A 23,618-nucleotide genomic window follows, 5' to 3' on the forward strand; every position below is an offset into this window, starting at 1 on the left:
CGTTCGTTCTCCCGTGTCAGGATGGGCGCATGCCCGAACCGGTCACCTTGCGCCCGCGCGGCGGCATGATCATCGCCGTGGCGGCCCTCGTGATCGCGGTGGCGGCCCTGGTCTTCATCGCCGTGGACGGCGGTCTTCTCGAGCTCGTGCGCTGGGCGTGGCCCGTCGTTCTCCTGGGCTGGGGTGCGTGGCTGGTCTACCTGCGCCCGTTCGTCCGCGTGTCCGAGGGCTTCGTCGAAGTGAGCAACATCGTGCGCACCTACCGCGTGCCGTGGGGGGACATCGCCGAGGTCGATTCGCGCTACGCGCTGACCCTCCGCACGAACGGCGGCCGGGTCATCCGTGCCTGGGCAGCTCCGGCGCCCGGCGCGCGCCAAGCCCTCTCCACCCAGCGCGTGGACGTGGCCCACACGCCCGGGGAGGGCGAAACGCGCCGCCCGTCGGATGCGGAGGGAACCGCCTCGGGAGACGCCGCGGGCCTGGTACGACGCGAGCTCGATCGCCACCGCCGCGAGGGCCTGACGAGCGTCAGCGGCACCGCCGTGACGTGGCATCCGCTGCTGATCGCCGGCACCGCCGCGCTGACGGTCGCCGCGGTGCTGAGCCTCGCGCTGCCTCACGGCTGATCACCCGGCCTGTCGCCGGTGTCTCCCCGGGCATCCGGCGGGGCCGACCGCTCCCCCAGATCGCTGAACTCGTCGATGTAGGGGAGATCGGAATCCGAGGTCGGCGCCTCGACCATCGTCACCGCCTGCACGGAAGGGATCGCGGCGACCGCGCGCGACGCCTTGCGGCGGCTGACCTTGGCCTGCTGACGCGGGTCGAACGCGTCGCGCAGGCCATCTCCGATGAAGTTGATGCACAGCGCAAGCAGGATGATGAACAGGCCCGGCCACCAGAAGAGCCACGGGCGTGTCCGGAACGCCTCGCGGTACTCGGAGATGATCTGTCCGAGGGAGACATCCGGGTAGCTGATGCCGAATCCGAGGAAGCTCAGCGCGGCCTCGGTCAGCACTGCTGCACTCATCAGGAGCGTCGTGTTGACGATGATGACACCCACGGCGTTCGGGAGGATATGGCGGAAGATGATCCGCGCGTTGCTCGCGCCCGCCACGCGTGCGGCATCCACGAACTCGCGTTCTCGCAGCGACAGGAAATCGCCGCGCACCAGCCGTGCGAGACCTGTCCAGCTCAGGATGCCGAGGAAGACGCCGAAGACGATCGCGTTGTTGCCGCCCAGGAGCTTTCCGATGATCGAGCCGAGCACGATGATCGGGATGATGATCACGACGTCGGTGAAGCGCATGATCAGCGAGTCGGACCAGCCCCGGAAGTAACCGGAGATCGCGCCGAGGCTCACGCCGACGATCAGCGACACGATGCCGACGAGGAACATGACGGTGATCGACTGCTGGGTGCCGCGCATCACCTGCGCGAAGATGTCCTTGCCCAGCGTGTCCTGACCGAACGGATGCTCGCCGAAACTGAGTGGCCACAGCGAAAGCGTCGGCTGACCGGCGTTGACCAGCGGGTAGGCGGTCCACCAGTTCAGCGGCCACCACCCCTCGATCCGCCATCCGTTGATGGTGAGCGTCCCGGACGCGTCGGCCTGCAGCGAGCCGGTGCCGCCGATGACCGTTCCAACAGAGGTGAAGGCGAGCAGGATGATGAACACGAGCACCACGAGCGCGGTCATCGCGAGCTTGTGCCGGAAGAACCTGCGGCGCACGAGCGCACCCTGGCTCAGGCCGGCGACCGCCTTCTGCTCGATCGTCTGCTCGGACCCGCGGTCCTCGGGAGCGTCGGTGGGAATCGGAGTCGCCATGGTCAGTTCACCCGGATCCGTGGGTCGAGAGCGGAGTAGAGCAGGTCGGCGATCAAGTTGAAGACCACCGCCAGAAGACCTGTCACGAGGAAGAAGCCCATGACGAGGTTCACGTCGCCGGCGTTGAGGCCGTCGACGAAGAGCGACCCCATACCCTTCCAGGCGAAGATCGTCTCGGTGATGACGGCACCGCCGATGAGCGCGCCGATGTCGAAGGCAATGATCGTCGCGATCGGGATGAGCGCGTTGCGCATCGCGTGGCGGACGACGACGGTGCGCTCGGTGAGGCCCTTGGCCCGTGCGGTGCGCACATAGTCCTGGTTCATGACCTCGAGGAGGCTCGACCGGGTGTAGCGCGTGTACGCGGCGATCGAGACGAGCGCCAACGCGATCGTCGGGAGGATGAGGTGCGAGAAGGCATCCAGCATCTGGAACCACATGTCGCCTTGCAGACCCGGAGTGCGCGAGCCGATCGTCGCGATGACACCGCTCTGCGGGATCCGCTGCACGTAGTCCGGGTAGACGAGCATGACGCGGTCGATCACGACAATGAGGAACAGGATGAAGCTGACGATCGCGGCCGTGCGGGCCGCCTCACGTTTGCCGTCGCCGCCGACGATGACCCCGACCAGGATGCCGATGCCGATCGCCGCGATACCGAGCAGCACCAGCATCCAGCCCTCGGCGACATAGAAGAACAGGTACTGCAACGGGTAGTAGACCGCCGCCCAGATCGCGACCGTGATCAGCGACGCGAGAAGTGAGCGGCGATTGGCCAGCCCCGTGGAGATGGCGGTCACCCCGACGGCGGCGCCGATGCCGGTGATGATCACACCGATTAGTCCAATCGTGGGGGTCGTGAACCATCCGGTGACCCCGAGGAACCAGAGCAGGCCGCCGGCGGCGACGAACGCGGAGCCGAACGTGATGAGCCGGGTCTTCCAGCTGCCACCGAGCAGGCTCATGAACAGGATGCCCGATATGAGGCCGGTGATGAGGATCGCCAGCCACGTGACGTTGGGATCGGCGAGGAACTCGTTGAAGCGGATCGCGCCGTACTCCTTGAGGAGCACCGCGACCCAGAAGATGGGGAGGGAGTACACGATGAAGGTGAGGAAGGTCACCGTGTAGTCGAAGCCGCTGTACTGGCGCAGGGCGGTCAGGATGCCGATCGTGATGCCCACGAGGATCGCGATGATCGTCGCGGCGGTCACCAGCTGGATCGTGGAGCCCGCGGCCGTGGCCAGCGCATCGGTGACCGGCTGGTTGGAGCGGCTGTAGGCGACGCCGAGGTCGCACTGGAAGATGAAGCACTGGGCGGCGCCGCCCAGCCAGGTGAAGTATCGGAGGACCGGCGGCAGGTCGAGGTTCAGGACCTCGATGCGGTAGGCGATCTGCTCGTCGCGGTTGGGGGCGCTGCTGCCGCGCAGGTCGCGGAGCGGATCGCTGCCGATCGCGGTGAGGGTGTAGACGATGAACGATGCGACAAGGAGCACGAGCAGGATCGCGCCCAGTCGCCTGAGCAGGAAGGTCAGCACGTTCGGCCTCGCGGGTTCGCGGACTCAGGTGTCATGGGTGTTCCGTTCGGGGCAGAGCTTTGCCCAAAGGTACTACGGCATGCGGTGTCGCGGCCGGTCGCCGCGACACAGCTGTGGGCGCCGAGGGGTCACCTCGGCGCCCACGCTATTGGTGTCGACGTCAGGGAAGCGGCCGGGCCGCTTCCCTGACGGAGGGATCAACCCTCAGCGTCGACCGGGGCCCACTCCCAGAAGTTCCAGAAGTAGTCCGGGCTCAGCGGCATGGCCTTCACTCCGGTCACGCGGTCGCTCGAGACGAGCAGGCCGGGGAACTGGAAGATCGGGATGGTGACGGCATCCGACCAGATACCCATTTCGGCCTCGTTGAGGAGGTCGGTCTGAGCGTCGTAGTCCGAGGTGACGTTCAGGGTCTGCAGTGCAGCCGTCACGTCCTCGTTGCAGTAACCGTTGTAGTTGCCACCCTTTGCCTCAGGCGTCTCGTAGCACGCGTAGATCTGGTCCGAGCCACCCACCGCGAGGCTGGTCTGCGACCAGGCGAAGATCACGGCGTCGTGGGGGTTGATCGGGTTGATCGACGGGTCGGTGAACTCCCAGTTCGGCTCGCTCTGGTCGACGAGCTGGAAGCCCGCCTGAGCAGCCGACGAAGAGATGAGCTCGAACTCCTGGCCACGACGGACGTTGCCCTCGGGGTACCAGAAGCCGACCTCGATCGGCGTGGTCACTCCCGCGTCGGCGAGGAGCTGGATGGCGCCCTCGATGTCGACGTCGGCGTAGTCGGCCGAACCATTGTCACCGGTGAGGATCGGGTAGCGCACCGTGTCCGCCGGGCCAACGAGGTTGGCGTTGCGCACCTCGGCGTCGGGGTTGAGCGGGACGATGATCTTGTCGACGATCTCCTGGCGCGGGATCGTCTTCAGGAACGCCTGGCGAACCGCGAGCGCGGTCGCCTCGTCGCCACCGTAGGTGGCCGGGTCGAACGGGCCGCCGTTGTTGACGGTGAGGTCGACGTGCTCGTGCGATGCCTGCGTGCCGGTCTGCACCTCGGCGGTCGCGATACCCTCGGCCAGCTGGAGGATGTCAGCGGTGGGCTGACCGGTCCAGATGTCGAGCTCGCCGGCCTCGAGAGCCTGGAGCGCGGTGGTGGAGTCGGCGATCGTGCGAACGGTGATCCGCTCGAACTTCGGCGACGGGCCCCACGTGTAGAGCGGGTTCGCGACGAGGGTCGTGTACTGGTCCTCGACGGTCTCCTCGATCGTGTAGGCACCGCTGGTCAGCGCCGCAGCCGGGCTGTCGGGCAGCGAGGTGTAGGCGTAGCCGTTGCTCCACGCGTCGCCGAGGGCAGCGAGGACTTCCTCGTCACCGTTGGTGATCGCGTCGACGACAGCCTGCTTCGCGGTCTCGGCGAAGGACTTGGCGGCGCTGCTGTAGGCATCCCAGTCACCCTGCTCACCCGAGGCGGCGTAGGTGTCCCAGGCGGCCTGCACGTCCGCGTACTCGTCGGGGAACGCGAGGGCGTAGGTGCCGTGTGCCGAGACACCGATCGGGCCGACCAGCTCCCAGTCCACGTAGGGCTCGTCGTAGACGAACGTGATCTTCTTGTCCTCGGTAGCGGGGATCTGCGTCACCAGGTTGTAGCCGGTGGTGGCAGCGGGTGAGAACGCGTCGTTGACATTGCCCGAGATCGCAGCCCACTGCAGGAGCATGTCCGCCTCATCGACCGGCACTCCGTCAGACCACACCGCGTCGGCGGTGATCGTGTACTCTACGGTCAGCGGGTCGTCGCTGGTCTTCTCGTAGGTTCCGAAGTCCGTGTTACGCACGAGCTCCGGGGTGTTGTTGTAGTACGAGAACGACGTGTCGGTCATGTACTTGATGTTGCCGTTGGCGGTGTTGTTGCCGGCAGAGCTGTCGTCGTTGAAGTGGAAGAAGCCCGAGTTGTACGCAACCGTAATCTCAGAGTTCTCCACGACATCCGACTGGTAGGGGTTGCTGCAACCGGCGAGCACGAGTGCTCCGACAGCGACAACTCCCACGCCCGCCGCAAGACGTGCGATCTTCACATTTCCTCCTGTGCAAGGGGTTATTGCGCTGAGACATCAGGTGCCTCGGCGCGGATGGAAAAACCCTAAGCGGGGCATATGAGTTGTTCAAAACCTGAGGCCGAAAAGTTACATACCCTTAACTCGATGGGAGTTGCATGTGGCAATCTGACAAGATGCACCCCCCGAAGCGCCCGCCTGTTGTGAGCGAAGTGCTGAACCTCCCCCGGGTTGAGGGCGCAACACGCACACGTCTGACGTGGGAAGTGTGGATCGTGCTGGCCATCACGGTCGGGCAGGCCGCCGTGTACAGCATCCTGTCGTTCGTCCGATCGCTCATCCGTGCGGCGCAGCAGAACCAGTCTCTCTCCCAGCAGCAGACCCAGCTCAATCCCAACCGCGATGCCGAGGCGATCTGGAACGCCGTCTACCAGCTGCTGAGTGTGTTCTTCGCGCTGTCGCTGGTCGCCCTGGTGGTCTATCTGCTGTGGGAACCCGGAAAAAACGCCCTGCGTCGGATCGGCCTGGACTTCTCGCGCTTCGGTGGTGACCTCGGCCGGGCACTGCTGCTGGGCCTTGTGATCGGCATCCCGGGCCTTGCCCTCTACGTCGCGGGCCGGGCGCTCGGGATCACGCTGCAGGTGAGCGCGTCGCCGCTGGATGCCGCGTGGTGGACCGTGCCGTTACTGATGCTGGCGGCGCTACGGGCGGGGCTGACCGAGGAGGTCATCTTTCTGGGCTACCTGTTCGATCGCCTCCGCCGGTTCGGCTGGAACTGGTGGGCGATCATCCTGACGACCGCCGGTCTTCGCGCCGCCTATCACGCGTACCAGGGCTTCGGTGCGATCGTCGGCAACTTCGCGATGGGTGTCGTCTTCGGCTGGTGCTACCGCCGGTGGGGCCGGGTCATGCCCCTCGTGATCGCCCACACCCTCATCGACATCGTCGCCTTCATCGGCTACCCCCTCGCGGTAACCCTCTTCCCCGGCGTCTTTTAGCCTCGCCCGCCGCTGATGCCGTGAGACACAGCCTGGCGCGACGCACGGGGGCACGTCCCTCGCGCGAGTGCACGTCTCACGGAGCGGGGTGGCCGGGAGCGGGGATCCTCCACGGGAAGAGGGGCGTGAGGGTTGTCCACCGATGGGGGCGTTGCCCGGAATGGGTAGGTGGGGAACTGCCGACGATGAAGGATGCCACCCAAGCTCGCGATTGCTCCGAGTCCCGTTGTCCTTCACGTTGCATCGGATGCCGCGCCAACAGCTCGACCGCGTGATGACCGCACGCTGGTGCCCGTACGACACGGCGTATGGGCGGATGCGGCGGCCTGGCGCGCTCTCGCGCCGTGGGATCGCTACCTCGCACGCGTCCACGCCGTCGCGCTGCTCCGACCGGACGCGTTGTTCTGCCGTGAGTCTGCCGCTGCCCTCTGGGGTCAGCCGATATTCGGTGAACCTCGCGACATCCATCTCTTGGATGGCCAGGCGACGCGCTCGCACCGGGTAGGCGATGTCGTTCGACACGCGAGCCTCACGACGTCGCGTTTCGTGGAGACAGGGGGCCTCCTGCTTACTGCTCCGGCTGACACCGCGGTCGCCCTGGCCCGCGCCCTTCCGCCCGCGTGGGGCTTGGCGGCCGTGGACGCGACGATCGGCAAGCGTCAACTCGGTCTGTGCACCATCGCGGAGATTCGTGACGCCTTCTTGCTGCAGGTGGATCGCCGTCACCGCCGCCGATGCGCATGGGCCATTGAACACGCCGATCCACGCTCCGAGAGCGTCGGCGAATCGGTCAGCCGCGCGGTCATCGGCTGGCTGGGGTACGAGGAACCTGAGCTCCAGCACCCGTTCCACTTCGAAGGGCAGAACGACCGTTGCGACTTCTATTGGCCGCGCTCCGACATCGCCGGAGAGTCCGACGGATACGGCAAGTACCGCACCCCCGCGGACCTTGCCGCTGAGAAGCGCCGCGAAGACCGCCTACGTCGCCACCTGCGCGGCTTCGCGCGCTGGGACTGGAACGACGCCATGCGCGCCGAGCCCCTGCGACGAACGCTCGAGGCAAGCGGCGTGCGCCGCATCCGGCCACCCGTACCCGCCATGCTCGCCACCCTCACGTCTCACTCACACCGCCCGAGACGGAACCTCGCGCGTGAGGCGGGCTGACGTTTCCCGCGCCAGGTTACGTCTCACGGCGAAGGGCGCGGGGCTAGGCGAACGCGGAGGGGGGTGGGCAGGCGCAGACGAGGTTGCGGTCGCCGTAGGCCTGGTCGATCCGGCGGACCGGCGGCCAGTACTTCGAACGCACCAAGGAACGAACTGGATACACCGCTCGCTCGCGCGAATACGGATGCTGCCAGTCGCCGACCGCGATGGCCTCGGCTGTGTGCGGAGCATTCACGAGCGGATTGTCGCCAGCAGGCCACTCCCCCGCAGCGACAGCATCGGCCTCGGCCTTGATCGCGATCATCGCCTCGATGAACCGCTCGAGCTCACCGAGATCCTCGGACTCGGTCGGCTCGACCATGAGCGTCCCCGCAACGGGAAACGACATCGTCGGCGCGTGGAATCCGTAGTCGATGAGGCGCTTGGCCACGTCATCCACGGTGACTCCGGTGGCGTCCCGCAGGGGCCGCAGGTCGAGGATGCACTCGTGTGCGACGAGTCCGTTCTCCCCCGCGTACAGCACCGGGTAGTGCTCACGCAGGCGGGCCGCGATGTAGTTCGCCGCCAAGACCGCACTGCCTGTCGCCTGACGCAGGCCGTCAGCGCCCATCATCCGGACGTACGCCCACGAGATCGGCAGGATGGACGCCGAACCGTACGGCGCACCCGAGATCGGACCCCCGGCGAACACCGCGCCGTCGGCATCCGCGAGTGACGGATGCCGGTCCTGCTGTGCCATCGGATGTGAGGGCAGGAACGGCGCGAGGTGCGCCTTGGCGGCCACCGGGCCGACCCCCGGCCCGCCGCCGCCGTGGGGGATCGCGAACGTTTTGTGCAGGTTCAGGTGCGACACATCGCCACCGAGATCGCCGAGGCGCGCGTACCCGACAAGCGCATTGAGGTTCGCCCCGTCGACGTAGACCTGGCCGCCGGCCTCGTGCACGGCCGCGGTGATCGCCAACACCTCGTGCTCGTACACGCCGTGCGTCGAGGGATACGTGATCATGAGGGCGGCGAGCGTCTCGGTGTGCTCGGCGATCTTGGCGCGCAGATCGTCGAGGTCGACGTTTCCTGCCTCATCGCACGCGACGACCACGACGCGCATCCCGGCGAGCACCGCGGATGCCGCGTTCGTGCCGTGCGCGGACGACGGAATGAGGCATACCGTGCGCTGTTCGTCGCCCCGCGAGCGGTGGTACCCGCGGATCGCGAGCAGGCCCGCGAGCTCGCCCTGGGACCCCGCGTTCGGCTGCATCGAGACGGCGTCGTAGCCGGTGACCTCAGCCAGCCACACTTCGAGCTGATCGATCAGCTCGAGATATCCCTCGACATCGGATGCCGGAGCAAACGGATGCATCCGCGCGAACTCCGGCCACGAGACTGCCGCCATCTCGGTAGCGGCGTTGAGCTTCATCGTGCACGAACCCAGCGGAATCATGCCGCGATCAAGCGCGTAGTCGCGGTCGGCGAGCGTCTTCAGGTATCGCATCATGGCTGTCTCAGACCGGTGCGCGTGGAACACCTCGTGAGCGAGGTAGGCGTCAGTGCGGCGGAGCGGCTCGGGGTACATGCGCACCCCGGCCAGCGAAGTGAAGGCCGAGCCGGCGAGAGAGTCCGCCGCTGTCTCTACCCCGTGGACCTCGCCCGCAGCACCGAACGCCGCGAGCAGATCCGCCTCGATCGACGGATCGGCAGCGCTGACCTCATCGATCGAGATCCCGACCGTGGTCTCATCCACGCGTCGCAGCAGGATGCCGAGCCCCGCCGCCGCTGAGGCAACGGCGGCGGCATCCGCGACCCGCACCTGGATCGTGTCGAAGAAGTGTTCCGTCAGCACCTCGACGCCGCGCGCACGAAGCGATCCGGCGACCAGGGCCGTCTTCGCGTGCACGCCCTGAGCGATCCGCTTCAGCCCCTCGGGCCCGTGATAAACGGCATACATCGCCGCCATGACGGCCAACAGCACCTGGGCGGTGCAGATGTTCGAGGTCGCCTTCTCGCGACGGATGTGCTGCTCACGCGTCTGCAGCGACAGCCGGTACGCGGGGCGACCGTCGGCATCCACCGACACGCCGACCAGGCGCCCCGGCAGCTGCCGTTCGAGCCCTGCCCGGACCGCGAGGTATCCGGCGTGGGGTCCGCCGAAGCCCATCGGCACACCGAAACGCTGTGTCGTCCCGACAGCCACGTCGGCGCCGAGTGAGCCGGGCGAGCGCAGCAGCGTGAGGGCGAGAAGGTCGGCGGCGACCACGGCAAGTCCGCCGTGGTCGTGGATCGCCGCGATGACCTCGCTCGGATCCCAGACTCGGCCCGCCGCCCCGGGGAACTGGATGAAGCCACCGAAAGCCTCGGGAACGGCCTCGGGCTCATCGAAGGACACGACCCGGACCTCGATCCCCAGCGCCTCGGCCCGGTGGCGCAGCAGCGCGATCGTCTGCGGCAGGGCGTCAGCGTCGACGAGAAACACGCTCGACGCGCTCTTCGAGGCGCGGCGAGCCAGCAGCATCCCCTCGACGACGGCCGTCGATTCGTCCAGCATCGACGCGCCGGCTGTCGCCATCCCGGTGAGATCGGTCACCATCGTTTGGAAGGTGATGAGCGCCTCGAGCCTGCCCTGCGAGATCTCGGGCTGGTAGGGCGTGTAGGCGGTGTACCAGGACGGATTCTCGAAGACATTGCGCGCGATCACAGCGGGCGTGAGCGTGTCGTAGTAGCCGAGGCCGATCAGCGACCGCGACACGCGATTGCGCGAGGCGAGTTCCCGAAGTTCTCCGAGCGCCTCGGCCTCGGTCGCGGCGAGCGGAATCCGTGATCCCTCCCGCGGCGCGGCATGAATGGATGCCGGAACCGCCGCCTCGACGAGAGCATCGACGCTCTCGTAGCCGAGCGCGTCGAGCATGGCGCGCTGGGCAGTGGCGTCGGTTCCGATGTGGCGCTCGGCGAAAGATCCGACGGTCATGCAGCGCCGCCGGTGAGGGCGACGTACGCGTCACGGTCCAGGAGCGCGTCGATGTCGGCGGGCGTGACCTTGAGCTTCATGAGCCAGCCGGCCCCGAACGGGTCGGAGTTCACGACCGACGGGTCATCGATCGCCTCGTGATTGACGGCGAGCACCTCCCCGTCGACGGGCGCGAACAGCTCACCGACCGACTTGGTCGACTCGATTTCGCCGCAGACCTGACCGGCCGATACGCCGTCGCCGACACCAGGGAGCTCGAGGAAGACGACATCGCCGAGCTTGTCGGCGGCGTAGTCGGTGATCCCGATCACGGCTTCGTCGCCCTCCAGGCGCAGCCATTCGTGTTCGGCGGTGTACTTCAGGGTCGTCAGGTCGGTCATGTCGTCCTCCGGTAAAAGGGCAGGGTCGTTACGGATGCAGGAATGAGCGTGCCGCGCACATCGATCGCCAGCTCGGTGCCAGGCGCGGCGAGCGCGGGCTCGACGTAGGCCAGGGCGATCGGATGCCCGAGAGTGGGGCTCAGCGCTCCCGAGGTCACTTCGCCGACAACGGGGGCACCGTCGACCGCCGGGTCGACGACCGCATACCCGGCGCGGCCGGCGCGACGGCCCTCAGAAACCAGCCCGACGAGCACGCGACTGTCGGCATCCGAGGCCTGCGGGGCCCGCTTGCCCACGAAGTCGGGTTTGCCGTGGGCGACGCTGCGGCCTAGCCCCGCCTGGGCGGGAGTCGTCCGGAGCGAGAGCTCGTGACCGTAGAGAGGCATTCCCGCCTCAAGCCTCAGGGTGTCGCGCGCCGCCAGCCCCGCCGGAACGAGCCCCAGCGGCGTTCCCGCCGCCAGCAGAGCGTCCCAGAGGGCACCCGCCGCGCGATGGGGCACGAGCAGTTCGAAGCCGTCCTCGCCGGTGTAGCCGGTGCGGGCGATGAAGAGGGGCTCTCCGCTGAAGGATCCGGCAGCCCAGGCGTAGTACCCGAGCTCAGAGAACGTAGGAGCGACCTCACCGATCTCGGGAGTCGCCTCGAGGACCTCCCGCGCGGCTGGCCCTTGGACCGCCACAAGCGCCAACTGGTCGGTCACATCCTCGATCTGGGCGGTGTCAGACACACCCGGAACGAAAAGGAAGAACGCGTTGCCCTCACGACGCTCGCGCGGAGCGAGGAAGGATGCCGCCACTGGCGCGCGAGCGGCCCGAAGCCGGAGCGCCTCGGCCACGGCATCCCGGTTGCCTGCGTTGGCGATGACGAGGTACCGATCCTCAGCGGTGCGGTAGACAATGACGTCGTCGACGATGCCGCCGTCTTCGGTGAGGACGAGCGAGTACTTGGCCTTCCCCACCCGCATGCCCGAGTGATCGCCCGAGAGGGCGTAGTCGAGGAACGCGCCGCTGGGCTCTCCCGTGACCAGGAACTCGGCCATGTGCGAGATGTCGAACAGGCCTGCTGCCTGCCGCACCGCGTGGTGCTCGGCGAGGTCGGATGCGTAGCGCACCGGCATCTGCCAGCCGCCGAAGTCCGTGAAGGCGGCGCCGAGCGCGACGTGTCGATCCTGGAGCGGCGAGCGTTTCGGTTCCGTGTCCGCGTGCGCGGTATCTGGTGGTGCGGGGTGTGACATGAGTTCTCCCGGTCGTCGGACGGGGGACGCCGTACGACGCCCGTGAACTCCCCCTCTGTCTGTGGCCTGAGAGTTTCGCGCGGCACCCGAGCGAACCGGATGCTGTGCTTTCACCGTCGGCGGCCGTCACCCGATGCGCGGGTGATGACGCTTTCCAGAGTGGCCGGACGTGCGCGGTACGCGGACCTGAGAGATTGGCGGGGAGGCTTGCTCCTTCGGTGCCCGGTGTAACCCGGGGCTCTCCCGCACCCGTCATGTGGCCGGATCTTCAGTTGCGCGGCCAGCATATCCCAGCGCCGGGTTCCCGCCAGCAGACGCGCGTGAGGGCGTGCAGGATCCCGTCGAAACCGGCTCCACGAGAGCGCTCGCTTGCTCCGCCAACGGCGCGAGGACTCCCGAGGTCACCGCATAGCCGACATCCGTCCCGTCGTCGGCGCGAGCGAACACGACACCCGCAGCGTCGCCGCCGGCGGTGAGCACCGGACCGCCGGAGTTGCCTGGAGCGACCCGAGCATCGAGCGCGTAGATCTCGCGACTCACCGACCCGCTGTCGTAGATGTCAGGCACCTGCGCGGTTCCCACCGACCGCACTGACGCCTGCCCCAGCGTGAACGGGCCGCCATAGGGGTATCCGGCCACCGCCGCGGTGTCCCCGGCACGCAGCGTCGGCACCACCTGTAGCGCTGCGGCATCTTCGGTTTCCACGGCGATGACGGCGAGATCCTGGTCGGGGTCGAACCAGACCACCAGGCCCGTCTGCGCGATGCGTCCCGGCAGTTCGACCACGATCTGCTCCATCCCGGCGACGACGTGCGCGTTGGTCACCACGCGGTCATCGGCGATGACGAAACCCGACCCTGTCATGCCGCGCGCGCACGAGAACGCGGTTCCCGAAATCCGGGCGACCGACTGCGCGGCAGCGCTCAGGGCTGGGTCATCGAGCGCGACCGGCGGGGCTGTCGGTGCGGTGGCGGGAAGGTCGAGCAGCGTTCCCATCCGAGGCAAAGCGTCGACGAAGACCGCCTGCCGCAGCTGCGCGAGGGCCGCGCTCACGGGTGCCGGGGTCAGCGCATCGATCGTGGCGAGGACGCGCGACGACGAGGTGGCTGCCGACACCAGCGGAACGCCGGAGACCGCGGCGCTCTGGGCCACCAGCGACAGCGAGAGCGCGGTGGCGACGACCGCGACTGCCCCACCCAGCAGGCGGTCGATCACGTGGAGGCGCAGCTTCTCGGCTCCGCGCCGCAGGACGCTGCCAATCGCGCCGCCAGCTATTGCACCGCCCACGAGCAGGGCGACAACGCCGGCGATCAGCACCGGCCCGCGCCAATCCGACCCGGGCAGCAGCGGCGCGACGATCGGCAGGAGCCACCAGACCGCCACGCCGCCAACGGCGAGGCCAACCGCCGATCCGAGGATCGCGAGGACGCCGCTCCCGATCCCCCACGCGAGCGCGCCGAGCAGCAGGATCACGACGAGAACGTCGGTGAGGATGCCGAGGACCACGCATCCAGTCTGTCGACCAACCTGGGGGTTTTCTTCCAACCCGACCGAGTTGCGGTTCTGGTCACTCTGACTCTAAGATCGAACCCGTAGTTAGAGTCACCATGACACAAACCAGTCTCGCTCCCGATATCTCACGCGCCGCATCCACCGATGCCATCCGCGTCGCGGTGTCGACCGTCATTTTCACGGTGCGCCGCGACCCCGGCGATGGGTCGGGACGCCTCATGATGCCGCTCGTGCGTCGCACCCGCGAACCCTATGAATGCCTGTGGGCCTTGCCCGGTGGATGGCTGGATGCCGGAGAGGGCCTGGATGCCGCGGCATCACGTACCCTCGCCGAGACAACGGGCCTGACGCCGAGCTATCTGGAGCAGCTCTACGCGTTCGGAGACGTCGATCGCTCCCCCACGCGCGTCGTGTCGATCGTCTATTGGGCACTCCTGCGGGCCGACGACGTGGACGCCCAGCGCGCTGCCCATGAGGCAGCCGGTGATGCGCCCGAGAACGTCGCCTGGTTCGACGCGAACGCGCCTGGCACGCTCGCCTTCGATCACAACGAGATCGTGTCGTATGCCCTGTGGCGGCTGCGTAACAAGGTCGGCTACAGCCGCATCGCGCACGGCCTGCTCTCGGACCTGTTCACACTGGCCGACCTTCGCGAGGTCTACGAGGCGATCCTCGATCGGCGTCTCGATCCCGCGAACTTCCGACGTCAGGTCGAGAACTCCGGGAACCTCATCCCCACCGACCGGTTCCGCACCGGCAGCCATCGTCCCGCCCGCCTGTACCGCTACAACCAGGATGTCGAACTTGCCGATCGGGGCCCGCTGAGCGCCGCCCGGCCCGGTGGCATCCACCCCTCCTCGCCCGAATCGAGCACCTCATGACAGCTGTCAACATCGCCCTGACGCCGCGCCGCATCGACCCGTCCGTCGACCACGAGATCCACGGCATCGTCTCGGGGTCGCTGCAGGGCGAGACCTGCAACACCGACCTCGTCGAGGCTCCCTGGCTCTTCGACACGGTTCCGGGCTATGGACCCGGAGCGTCGGAGGGCGATGTCATCCCGACCGGCGCACCGCGCCAGGGTGAGCTGCCGCGGGAATACCGCGAGGCCACGGAGGCCGAGCTCGACGCACGGATCATTGCCGCCAAGCAGACCCTCGGCGAGCGCGTCGTCGTGCTCGGGCACTTCTACCAGCGCGAAGAGGTCGTGCGACACGCCGACTACGTGGGCGACTCGTTCCAGCTCGCCAATGCTGCCAAAGCGCGAACGGATGCCGAGGCCATCGTGTTCTGCGGCGTGCACTTCATGGCCGAGACCGCAGACCTGCTCTCCGGACCCGAGCAGGCGGTCATCCTGCCGAACCTCGCTGCCGGATGCTCGATGGCCGACATGGCCTCGATCGACGAGGTCGAGCAGGCGTGGGAGGAGCTCGCCGACATCTACGGCGATCTCGATACACCGGACGCCGAGGGCCTGCTCCCGGTGATCCCGGTGACCTATATGAACTCCTCGGCAGCGATCAAGGGGTTCGTCGGGCGGCACCACGGCATCGTGTGCACGTCCTCGAACGCCCGGACCGTGCTGGAGTGGGCCTTCGAGCGGGGCCGCCGCGTGCTGTTCTTCCCCGACCAGCACCTCGGGCGCAACACCGCGAAGGCGATGGGAGTGCCGCTCGAGCAGATGCCGATGTGGAACCCCCGCAAGCCCCTGGGCGGCAACGACGACACGACCCTGGATGCCGCGCGCGTCATCCTGTGGCACGGGTTCTGCTCGGTCCACCGTCGGTTCTCGGTCTCCCAGATCGACAAGGCCCGCGCCGAGCACCCTGGCGTCCGTGTCATCGTGCACCCGGAGTGCCCGATGGAGGTCGTCGACGCCGCCGATGAGGCGGGCTCGACCGACTACATCCGTAAGGCCATCGAGGCGGCGACCGAACCGACGACGTTCGCGATCGGCACCGAGGTCAACCTCGTTCAACGCCTCGCGGCCGAGCATCCTCAGCACGAGATCTTCTGCCTCGACCCCGTCGTGTGCCCCTGCTCGACGATGTACCGCATCCATCCCGGCTACCTCGCGTGGGTGCTGGAGTCGCTCGTCGCCGGCGAGGTCGTCAACCGCATCACGGTTCCGACCGACGTCGCAGACCCCGCGCGGGTCGCCCTGGAACGGATGCTGGCAGCCAAGCCCCCGGCAGCCCCGGCTGCAGCCTGGGAGCAGGCATCATGACATCCGCGCCGCGGGTGATCGTCGTCGGCAGCGGCATCGCAGGCTTGACCGTCGCCCTCCACGCGGCGGCGAGCGGCTGCCGCGTGACAGTCGTCACCAAAGACGTTCTGGAGCACGCCAACACGCGCTACGCGCAGGGCGGGATCGCGGGAGTCATGTTCGCCGATGACCGCGTCGAAGACCACATCCACGACACGCTCGTCGCCGGGGCGGGGCTCGGCGACGAGGCAGCGGTGCGGGTACTTGCGACGGAGGGCCCGGAGCGGATCCGGGAGCTTGTCGCGCTCGGGGTCGCGTTCGATCGCGACGAACACGGTGAGTTCCGCAAGGGTCTCGAGGCAGCACACTCCTACCCCCGCATCCTGCACTCGGGCGGCGACGCGACCGGAACCGAGATCGAGCGCGCTCTGGTCGCCGCCGTGCGCGCGACCGCTGCGACGGTTATCGAGCACGCGTTCCTGGTCGATCTTGTGGTCGAGGTGGGGCGGGTGTGCGGCATCCGGATTCTGCGCGACGCCCGCGACGGTCACGCCGGAACGCCCGACGAGCTGCGGGCCGATGCCGTCGTCTTGGCCACCGGGGGCATCGGCGAGCTGTTCGCACACTCGACCAATCCCGCTGTGGCCACCGGAGACGGGATCGCTGCGGCGATTCGGGCAGGAGCCGCTGTTGCTGACCTCGAGTTCGTGCAGTTCCACCCGACGGTGCTCGCAGCCGGTGACGCCTTCCTCGTCTCCGAGGCGGTGCGCGGCGAGGGCGCCACACTCATCGATGAGGACGGCCACCGGTTCGTCTTCGACGATCACCCCGACGGTGAGCTCGCGCCGCGCGATGTCGTCGCCCGCGCGATAGCCCGCGTCATGCGGCAGCAGGACGGACGCCCCGTGCTGCTGGATGCCACGGCCATCCCCGCGACGGATGCCGATGCCCGCGCCGCCTGGCTGCGCGAGCGATTCCCCACGATTGACAACGCCATGCGCGAGCGGGGCCTGGATTGGGCGCGCGTTCCCGTGCCGGTCACCCCGGCGGCCCACTACCTCATGGGTGGAATCGTGACCGACCTCGAGGGCCGCTCCTCGCTTCCCGGACTCTATGCGGTCGGAGAGACCGCCCGCACCGGCGTCCACGGGGCGAACCGGCTCGCGTCGAACTCGCTCCTGGAGGGCGCTGTGTTCGGCGCGCGCGCCGGGGATGCGATCGCGACGGATGCCGCATCCGGCCTGTGGCCCGCCGAAGCCCGCGACGGCATCAGCCCCGTTCCCTCCGGGGGCGTGACGGGAAGCCCGGTAGCCCCGGCGCTAACCTTCTCTCGCGCTGCCCTGCAGGACCTGATGTGGGAGAACGCGTCGCTGGTGCGAGACGAAGAGGGCCTCACGCACGCCGCAAGCGTGCTCGCGAGCTGGAGAGCGCAGGCACGCTCCCCAAGGACCGAACGCGAGTACGAGGACGAGAACCTGCTGCTGGTTGCCCAGCACGTCGTCGCCGCCGCCCGCGCGCGGCGGGCCTCGGCCGGTGCCCACTTCCGGCGCGACGCCGAGCTCGCGGTGGTGCGCTGATGCTGGCCCGTGCCGAGATCGACCGGGTAGTGTCGGCGGCGCTGGCCGAAGACGCGCCGTGGGGGGATGTGACTGCCGAGGCCTTCGTCCCGGCATCCGCCCGCGCCCGCGCCGAGCTCGTCGCGAGGGAGCCCGGGACCTTCAGCGGCGGAGCGGTGTTCGCGGCAGCCTTCGCGCTGACGGATACCGCGATCTCTGTGGCGCTTCATCGAGCTGACGGCGAGGCGTTCACGGCCGGCGACGTGCTCGCGACCGTCGAGGGTCCCGCCCGCGCCGTTCTCACCGCCGAGCGCGTCGCCCTCAACTTCACGCAGCGGATGTCGGGAATCGCCACTCTCACGTCTCGCTACGTCGAGGCTGTCGCGGGAACTGGCGCTCGGATCGCCGACACCCGCAAGACGACACCCGGCCTGCGCGCATTCGAGCGCCACGCGGTGCGCAGCGGCGGCGGCCACAACCATCGGCACTCCCTATCCGACGCCGTGATGGTCAAAGACAACCACCTCGCGGTCCTGGCAGCTTCGGGCGCCTCCACCACCGAGGCGCTCCGCGCCGGAAAGTCGAGCCTTCCCCACACCATGCGCGTCGAGGTGGAGGTCGACCGTGTCGAGCAGATCCCCTCGGTTCTTGCGGCCGGGATCGACATCATCATGCTCGACAACTTCTCGCTCGATGAGCTTCGGGCGGGAGTCGAGCTGATCGCAGGCCGGGCCGTCGTGGAGGCATCCGGCGGTGTCTCCCTCGAGACTGTCGGGGCGATCGCAGCGACGGGGGTCGATGTGGTCTCGGTCGGAGCCCTGACGCACTCGGCCCCCGCGGTCGATCTGGGCCTGGACATCAGTATCGAGTCGGGCGCCGGCGGGTCGTGAGCGTCAGCTATCTCGACAACGCCGCGACCACACCGGTGCGCCGCGAGGTGCTGGAGGCGATGACTCCGTACCTCACGTCGCGCTTCGGCAATCCGTCGAGCCACCACACCATCGGCGAGCAGGCAGCTGGCGCACTCGCCGATGCCCGAAAACGGGTCGCCGCCATCCTCGGCATGCGGCCCACCGACGTGATCTTCACCTCGGGTGCGACCGAGGCGAACAATCTTGCGCTCAAGGGCGTTGCGATAGCCGCGCAGCAGCGACGCGGCGCCCGGCACGTGGTGACTACCCCGATCGAGCATGAATCGGTGCTCGGATCCGTCGACTACCTGACGCGCATCCACGGGTTCGATGCGACTCTCGTGCCGGTTGACACGACGGGGCTCGTTGACCCGGATGCCGTCGCCGCTGCCATCCGCGATGACACCGCGATCGTCAGCGTCGGCTACGCCAATAATGAGATCGGCACGGTTCAGGATGTCGCCGGTCTGGTCGCCGCCGTCGCCGGGCGAGTGCCCCTGCACCTGGATGCCGTGCAGGCGGCGGGATGGCTGCCGCTGGCCGGCCTCGGTGCCGACGCGCTCTCGATCGCCGGCCACAAGATCGGCGCCCCCAAGGGCATCGGTGCGCTCGGCATCCGGTCCCGCATACCCCTCGAGCCGGTGCTGCACGGCGGCGGGCAGGAGCGGGACCGGCGCAGCGGCACCGAGAACGTCGCCGGGGCTGTCGGCCTTGCCCGCGCGCTCGAACTTGCTGAGGCCGAGCGCGCCGACGCTGCCGAGCGCGTGAGCGGGATGCGCGACGACCTGATCTCCGGCGTGCTCGAGCGGGTGCCGAACGCGCGGCTCACCGGGCATCCCGAGCACCGTCTTCCTGGGACGGCGAGTTTCACCTTCTCGGGTGTGAACGGCGAGACCGTGCTCCTGGAGCTCGAGCGGCGCGGCATCGTCACCTCCAGCGGCTCTGCCTGCGCGGCAGGCAGCGAGGAGGCCTCACACGTCTTGCTCGCTCTCGGCATCGACCACGACGAGGCCCGCACCGCCGTGCGCGTGACACTCGGGCAGGGCGCCACCGGCTCGGTCGCCCCGGTCGTTGACGCCATCGAGGCAGCTGTTGCCGCCGTAGGATCCGGGGTATGACCGACCCGGCGATCACCGTCATCGTTCCGGGTCTGGATGTCGCACCCTACGTGCCCGCGGCGCTCGATTCTCTCCGAAACCAGACCCGGGGCGACTGGCGTGCGATCCTCATCGACGACGGCTCGACCGATCAGACGGGCCATCTCTTCGAGCGCGCAGCAGCGCGCGATGAGCGGTTCCGCGCCCTGCTGCTGCCGCGCACGCGGGGCCTCGGGGCAGCGAGAAACGCCGGACTGGAACTGGTCACCACTCCGTTCGTGGGGTTCTTGGACGCTGACGACGAGTTCACACCGTCAGCGCTCGAGCGCATGATCGGCACCCTCGAGCACACCGGAAGCGACTTCGTGATCGGCGCCTACACGCGGCTGCGACCGCAGCCCGACGGCACCTATCTCGATGGGCCGGTTCAGCCGTGGGTTGCCGCGGCGACATCACCCGAGCGACACCGCGTGACGCTGGACGAGCATCCGGCGGCGACGGGGAGCATCGTGGCGTGGGCGAAGGTGAGTCGGGCCCGCGTGTGGGACGAGCTCCGCTTCCCTGAGGGTCGGCTGTACGAGGATCAGGTCGTCGCGCAGCGGATGCTCGTGTGGGCGTCAGCCTTCGACACGATCCCCGACGTCGTCGTGCGGTGGCGAATGCGCCCGGACGGATCCTCGATCACGCAGCGCGAGTCCGAGCTCGGTGTGCTGCGGGACTGCCTCGAGGCGATGAGCGAAGGACTCAACGTTCTCCGCGGTCACTCCGAGGCTCGGCAGGCCCGCGTTGATCTCATCAAAGAAATGGACGTGCCACGTCTACGCACAATCGCTGACAGTCACCCCGACCTTCGCTATCGCGAAGCGTTAGACGCCTTCGAGGGCCGCTTGGACGGCGGCCGCGACAGCTGACGCATAGCACCGCGAGGAGGGTGTCCAGCTGCCGTCATCGGGCTTCGGGGTCTGTCGCGATATTCGCGTGCAACCAGTCGCACCACACTGACACGACGTGCCAGGCTGCACGGATCTCGTCGAGAGCACCAGGCGTCCACATCCAGTCGTCGGGCGGCTCTTCTCGCCCGACCGCCAGGTGGCGAAGGCGGAGGAGGTCGACGCGGGGATGGTCGGTGGGAAACCCTCGAGGCGCCGTGCGGAGCGCGTCATCTCGCATCGGCTCGAAGCCGCCAGCGCTGACCTCGGCGAGGGTGGCCTGGAGGTTTGGCGCTGTCCGGGCATCGTCCACGAGCGACCGGAACGCCGCCAGCTGCGCAGGGGACGGCTGGTACATCCCGCCGCCGATCAGCAGCCCGGATGCCGAGAGCTGGAGGTAATGGGCGGCTGAAGCGCGGGTAACCAGGCCGATCTGGAGCTTGTAGGGCGACTTGTCGGCGCTGAAGCGCACATCACGGTGCGGGCGGAAGATCTTCACCGGTCCGAACTCCGGTTCGAGTTCGGCGGCCAGCGCCTCGAAGGGCCCCGCGACGTGCTCGGCGAAGCGCGCCTTCTGGCTCTGCCACCACTCCTTCGTGTTGTTGACCGCCAACTCGTCGAAGAAGGCCAGGGCATCGGGATTCAGGCCATCAAACCTCACGCCTGGAGCATAACGCCGGGTGGCGACACCGGTAGGCTGTGACCATGACTGCGAACGATGGCGCCGGCACCGGACACGAAGACCTGGACGCGCTTCGCAAGGAAATCGACGACCTGAAGTCGATCCCGGAGGAGCAGCTCATCTCGCCGGCACCGGCCGATCTTCTCGAGGAAGAGCCCACGCCGCATCCGACGAACGCGATCGGGTCCGAGCAGTGGGACAAGTCGGTGGACGAAGAGACCCTCGACGACTGAGCCCAGCCGCTCCCGGAAGCACGAGCTTCCACCCCTCGGGAATCGAATGTCGGTTCCCGCCGTTATCGTGAACGTCGCCACCACGCGTGGCTCCCGTGCGCCCGTTCTCGGCGTCCCCTCCCCTTCGACTCCGACGACATGCGCCCTGATAGTGAGGACCCGCCCGTGGCAGCGATCAACGCGAACCCGCAGACCGGCTCGATCCCGGTCGTCCCTGCCGGCCCCGATTCCGCAACGCCGGTCCCGGGGCTGAACCTTCGCCCCGAAGAGAGCCGGATCATCTGGCTCCTCCTGTCTGCGGCTTTCGTCGCGATCCTCAACGAGACGACGATGGGCGTCGCGATCCCCCACCTCATCGTCGACCTCGGCATCACCGCGGTCGCCGCCCAGTGGCTGACGACGGCGTTCATACTCACGATGGCCGTCGTGATCCCGATCAGCGGCTTCCTTCTGCAGCGCTTCACGACCCGGCAGGTGTTCCTGGCGGCGATGACTCTCTTCTCGACCGGCACGGCTGTCGCTTTCATTGCGCCCGGCTTCGAGATCCTTCTCGTCGCGCGCGTCATTCAGGCATCGGGCACCGCGATCATGATGCCGCTGCTCATGACGACGCTCATGACCATCGTGCCGCCGCACGCGCGCGGTCGGATGATGGGGCGAGTCAGCATCGTCATCGCGCTCGCTCCGGCGATCGGCCCGTCCCTGTCGGGACTCATCCTCGACTCCCTGGGGTGGCACTGGATCTTCGGTATCGTCCTGCCGATTGCGATCGCCGCACTCGTTGCCGGCGCAATTTGGATTCGCAATCTCGGGGAAACCACCCGTGCACCGATTGACGTGCTGTCGGTGATCCTGTCGGCGTTCGGGTTCGGCGGACTCGTCTACGGGCTCAGCCAGATCGGCGGCGCCGCAAGTCACGGCGGGTCGCAGACTGACGCCGCGGCCGAAGCCGGCTCCACGATGACCCTCGTGATCGCGATCGCCGTCGGCGTCGTCGCCCTCGCGCTGTTCGTGTGGCGCCAGCTTGTGCTGCAACGCAAGGATGACGCGCTCATGGACCTGCGCGTGTTCCGGTCACTCAACTTTTCCCTGTCGATCGCTCAGATGGGCGTCCTCTCGATGGCGTTCTTCGGTGCCATCACGGTCCTCCCCCTCTACCTCAGTCAGGCGGTGGGTGCGACGGCGCTCGAAAGTGGCCTCCTGCTGCTGCCGGGTTCGCTCGCCATGGGTTTTGCCGGTCCGATCGTGGGCCGCATTTACGACACGTCAGGAACCCGCGTGCTGTTGGTTCCCGGTGCGGTACTCGCGGTCGCGGCGCTGTGGGCCTACGCAACCTACGGGGCTGACACCTCTATCTGGGTCATTCTCGTCACGCAGATCGTGCTGTCGCTGGGTCTCGCGCTCTCGTTCACGCCGCTGTTCACGGCCTCTCTCGCCTCGCTGCAGCCTCGGTTCTACTCGTACGGATCAGCGGTCCTTGGAACCGTGCAGCAGGTGGCGGGAGCCGCGGGCGTGGCCGTCATGGTCACGACGATGTCGGCAATCGCCGCCTCCGCCGTCGAAGCGGGTCTCCCGGCCAACGAGGCAGCAGCGGCTGGGGCACGAGGAGCCTTCCTGGTCTCGGCTATCGTTGCGCTGCCGATCCTCGTCGGGGCCTTCATCATCCGTAAACCCGCTGACCAGCCCGAGGGTGCCATTCCCGCGCACTGATCCCTAGCGAGCGAGTCTCCCAGGTGCAAGCCCCTGCCCCTGCGGGCAGGGGCCTCGTACCGTCTCTGTACGCACACAGACAAGGGAGGATCACTATGTCGCATCTCACGGGCAAGACCGTCGCATTCCTGGTCACGGATGGCTTCGAAGACAGCGAGCTGACCTCGCCCTGGGAGGCCGTGACCTCGCACGGGGCCCAGGCTCGTCTCGTCTCTCCCGCAGGTGACAGCGTCACGGGCAAGAACGGTCACCAGCAGAGCGTGGACATCGATAGCTCCGTCGCCGACGCTGCCGAGTTCGACGCGCTCGTCCTGCCCGGGGGCGTCGTCAACGCCGACCATCTGCGCATGGATGCCGCATCGTGCGGTTTCGCGCGCGACTTCTTCGAGCAGCACAAGCCTGTCGGCGTGATCTGCCACGGCGCATGGACGCTGATCGAGGCGAACGTCGTCGAAGGACGCACCCTGACCAGCTACCCGAGCCTGCAAACCGACCTGCGAAACGCGGGAGCGAACTGGGTCGACGAAGAAGTCGTCGTCGATCAGGGACTCGTCTCCAGCCGCACCCCCGATGACCTTCCCGCCTTCAACGACAAGCTCGTCGAGGAGATCGGCGAGGGCCAGCACGAGGGCCAGACGGCCTGAGGA

The 23,618-nt window shown here is 68.0% G+C and carries 20 protein-coding genes and 2 riboswitches; of the genes, 12 read left to right on the top strand and 8 right to left on the bottom strand.

What is annotated here, in order from left to right; genetic code table 11:
- Positions 1 to 29 precede the first annotated feature (29 nt).
- Positions 30 to 626: a PH domain-containing protein gene (locus B4F19_RS14540; RefSeq protein WP_292727231.1), complete on the top strand. Its 597-nt coding sequence runs from the start codon at positions 30 to 32 to the stop codon at positions 624 to 626.
- Here B4F19_RS14540 and B4F19_RS14545 read toward each other — a convergent pair.
- The 3 genes from B4F19_RS14545 to B4F19_RS14555 all read right to left on the bottom strand — a co-directional run bounded on the left by B4F19_RS14545 (position 617) and on the right by B4F19_RS14555 (position 5,423).
- On the bottom strand, positions 617 to 1,825 hold the full coding sequence (locus B4F19_RS14545; RefSeq protein ID WP_292727232.1) for an ABC transporter permease: 1,209 nt from the start codon (positions 1,823 to 1,825) through the stop codon (positions 617 to 619). The genes B4F19_RS14540 and B4F19_RS14545 overlap by 10 nt on opposite strands.
- Positions 1,826 to 1,827: 2 nt before the next feature.
- On the bottom strand, positions 1,828 to 3,363 hold the full coding sequence (locus tag B4F19_RS14550) for an ABC transporter permease (protein ID WP_292727234.1): 1,536 nt from the start codon (positions 3,361 to 3,363) through the stop codon (positions 1,828 to 1,830).
- A gap of 197 nt (positions 3,364 to 3,560) precedes the next feature.
- Positions 3,561 to 5,423, bottom strand: a complete 1,863-nt coding sequence (locus B4F19_RS14555; protein WP_292727236.1) for an ABC transporter family substrate-binding protein — start codon at positions 5,421 to 5,423, stop codon at positions 3,561 to 3,563.
- Positions 5,424 to 5,578: 155 nt separating this feature from the next.
- Between B4F19_RS14555 and B4F19_RS14560 the strand changes: the two genes are divergently transcribed.
- Positions 5,579 to 6,400 (top strand): CPBP family intramembrane glutamic endopeptidase, encoded by an 822-nt coding sequence (locus B4F19_RS14560; RefSeq protein ID WP_292735881.1) that lies wholly within the window; start codon positions 5,579 to 5,581, stop codon positions 6,398 to 6,400.
- 192 nt (positions 6,401 to 6,592) lie between these two features.
- Positions 6,593 to 7,564 (top strand): hypothetical protein, encoded by a 972-nt coding sequence (locus B4F19_RS14565; protein WP_292727241.1) that lies wholly within the window; start codon positions 6,593 to 6,595, stop codon positions 7,562 to 7,564.
- A gap of 43 nt (positions 7,565 to 7,607) precedes the next feature.
- Here B4F19_RS14565 and gcvP read toward each other — a convergent pair whose 3' ends face one another.
- The 4 genes from gcvP to B4F19_RS14585 all read right to left on the bottom strand — a co-directional run bounded on the left by gcvP (position 7,608) and on the right by B4F19_RS14585 (position 13,641).
- Positions 7,608 to 10,523 (bottom strand): aminomethyl-transferring glycine dehydrogenase, encoded by a 2,916-nt coding sequence (gene gcvP, locus B4F19_RS14570; protein WP_292735884.1) that lies wholly within the window; start codon positions 10,521 to 10,523, stop codon positions 7,608 to 7,610.
- Positions 10,520 to 10,903 carry a glycine cleavage system protein GcvH gene (gene gcvH, locus B4F19_RS14575; protein WP_228177085.1) on the bottom strand — a complete coding sequence of 128 codons (384 nt, stop codon included), beginning with the start codon at positions 10,901 to 10,903 and terminating at the stop codon, positions 10,520 to 10,522. The genes gcvP and gcvH overlap by 4 nt, the downstream gene beginning before the upstream one ends.
- Positions 10,900 to 12,135 carry a glycine cleavage system aminomethyltransferase GcvT gene (locus tag B4F19_RS14580; protein ID WP_292735887.1) on the bottom strand — a complete coding sequence of 412 codons (1,236 nt, stop codon included), beginning with the start codon at positions 12,133 to 12,135 and terminating at the stop codon, positions 10,900 to 10,902. Before B4F19_RS14580 ends, gcvH begins: the two co-directional genes overlap by 4 nt.
- 48 nt (positions 12,136 to 12,183) lie before the next feature.
- Positions 12,184 to 12,298, bottom strand: a riboswitch (glycine riboswitch).
- A gap of 1 nt (position 12,299) precedes the next feature.
- Positions 12,300 to 12,391: riboswitch (glycine riboswitch) on the bottom strand.
- Positions 12,388 to 13,641, bottom strand: a complete 1,254-nt coding sequence (locus B4F19_RS14585) for a MarP family serine protease (protein ID WP_292735890.1) — start codon at positions 13,639 to 13,641, stop codon at positions 12,388 to 12,390. It overlaps the preceding riboswitch by 4 nt.
- Before the next feature lie 101 nt (positions 13,642 to 13,742).
- Here B4F19_RS14585 and B4F19_RS14590 point away from each other — a divergent pair, with 101 nt between their 5' ends.
- Genes B4F19_RS14590 through B4F19_RS14615 form a run of 6 tightly spaced genes read left to right on the top strand, consistent with a single transcriptional unit; the run spans position 13,743 to position 20,328 of the window.
- Positions 13,743 to 14,528, top strand: coding sequence for an NUDIX hydrolase (locus tag B4F19_RS14590; protein ID WP_292728550.1), 786 nt, complete (start codon positions 13,743 to 13,745; stop codon positions 14,526 to 14,528).
- Complete coding sequence (nadA, locus tag B4F19_RS14595) at positions 14,525 to 15,874, top strand: quinolinate synthase NadA (protein WP_228177081.1); 1,350 nt, start codon at positions 14,525 to 14,527, stop codon at positions 15,872 to 15,874. Before B4F19_RS14590 ends, nadA begins: the two co-directional genes overlap by 4 nt.
- Positions 15,871 to 17,430 (top strand): L-aspartate oxidase, encoded by a 1,560-nt coding sequence (nadB, locus tag B4F19_RS14600; RefSeq protein ID WP_292728548.1) that lies wholly within the window; start codon positions 15,871 to 15,873, stop codon positions 17,428 to 17,430. Before nadA ends, nadB begins: the two co-directional genes overlap by 4 nt.
- On the top strand, positions 17,430 to 18,299 hold the full coding sequence (nadC, locus tag B4F19_RS14605; protein ID WP_292735893.1) for a carboxylating nicotinate-nucleotide diphosphorylase: 870 nt from the start codon (positions 17,430 to 17,432) through the stop codon (positions 18,297 to 18,299). The genes nadB and nadC overlap by 1 nt, the downstream gene beginning before the upstream one ends.
- A gap of 59 nt (positions 18,300 to 18,358) precedes the next feature.
- A complete protein-coding gene (locus tag B4F19_RS14610; protein WP_414683167.1) occupies positions 18,359 to 19,438 on the top strand; it encodes a cysteine desulfurase family protein in 1,080 nt (359 codons plus the stop codon).
- Positions 19,435 to 20,328: a glycosyltransferase family 2 protein gene (locus tag B4F19_RS14615; protein WP_292735899.1), complete on the top strand. Its 894-nt coding sequence runs from the start codon at positions 19,435 to 19,437 to the stop codon at positions 20,326 to 20,328. Before B4F19_RS14610 ends, B4F19_RS14615 begins: the two co-directional genes overlap by 4 nt.
- A 34-nt stretch (positions 20,329 to 20,362) precedes the next feature.
- Here B4F19_RS14615 and B4F19_RS14620 read toward each other — a convergent pair whose 3' ends face one another.
- Positions 20,363 to 21,007 (bottom strand): DUF2461 domain-containing protein, encoded by a 645-nt coding sequence (locus B4F19_RS14620; RefSeq protein WP_292735902.1) that lies wholly within the window; start codon positions 21,005 to 21,007, stop codon positions 20,363 to 20,365.
- Positions 21,008 to 21,051: 44 nt separating this feature from the next.
- On the opposite strand from B4F19_RS14620, the gene B4F19_RS14625 reads away from it, so the two are divergent.
- The 3 genes from B4F19_RS14625 (at position 21,052) to B4F19_RS14635 (ending at position 23,615) form a co-directional block, all read left to right on the top strand.
- Entirely contained in the window at positions 21,052 to 21,261 is a 210-nt protein-coding gene (locus B4F19_RS14625) for a hypothetical protein (protein ID WP_292735904.1), read from the top strand.
- Between the two features lie 138 nt (positions 21,262 to 21,399).
- A complete protein-coding gene (locus tag B4F19_RS14630; protein WP_292735907.1) occupies positions 21,400 to 22,971 on the top strand; it encodes a DHA2 family efflux MFS transporter permease subunit in 1,572 nt (523 codons plus the stop codon).
- Between the two features lie 95 nt (positions 22,972 to 23,066).
- Entirely contained in the window at positions 23,067 to 23,615 is a 549-nt protein-coding gene (locus tag B4F19_RS14635; RefSeq protein ID WP_292735909.1) for a type 1 glutamine amidotransferase domain-containing protein, read from the top strand.
- Positions 23,616 to 23,618 lie beyond the last annotated feature (3 nt).

It is taken from the genome of Microbacterium sp. UBA1097 (assembly GCF_002313585.1).
In the GTDB taxonomy this organism is placed as follows: Bacteria; Actinomycetota; Actinomycetes; order Actinomycetales; family Microbacteriaceae; genus Microbacterium.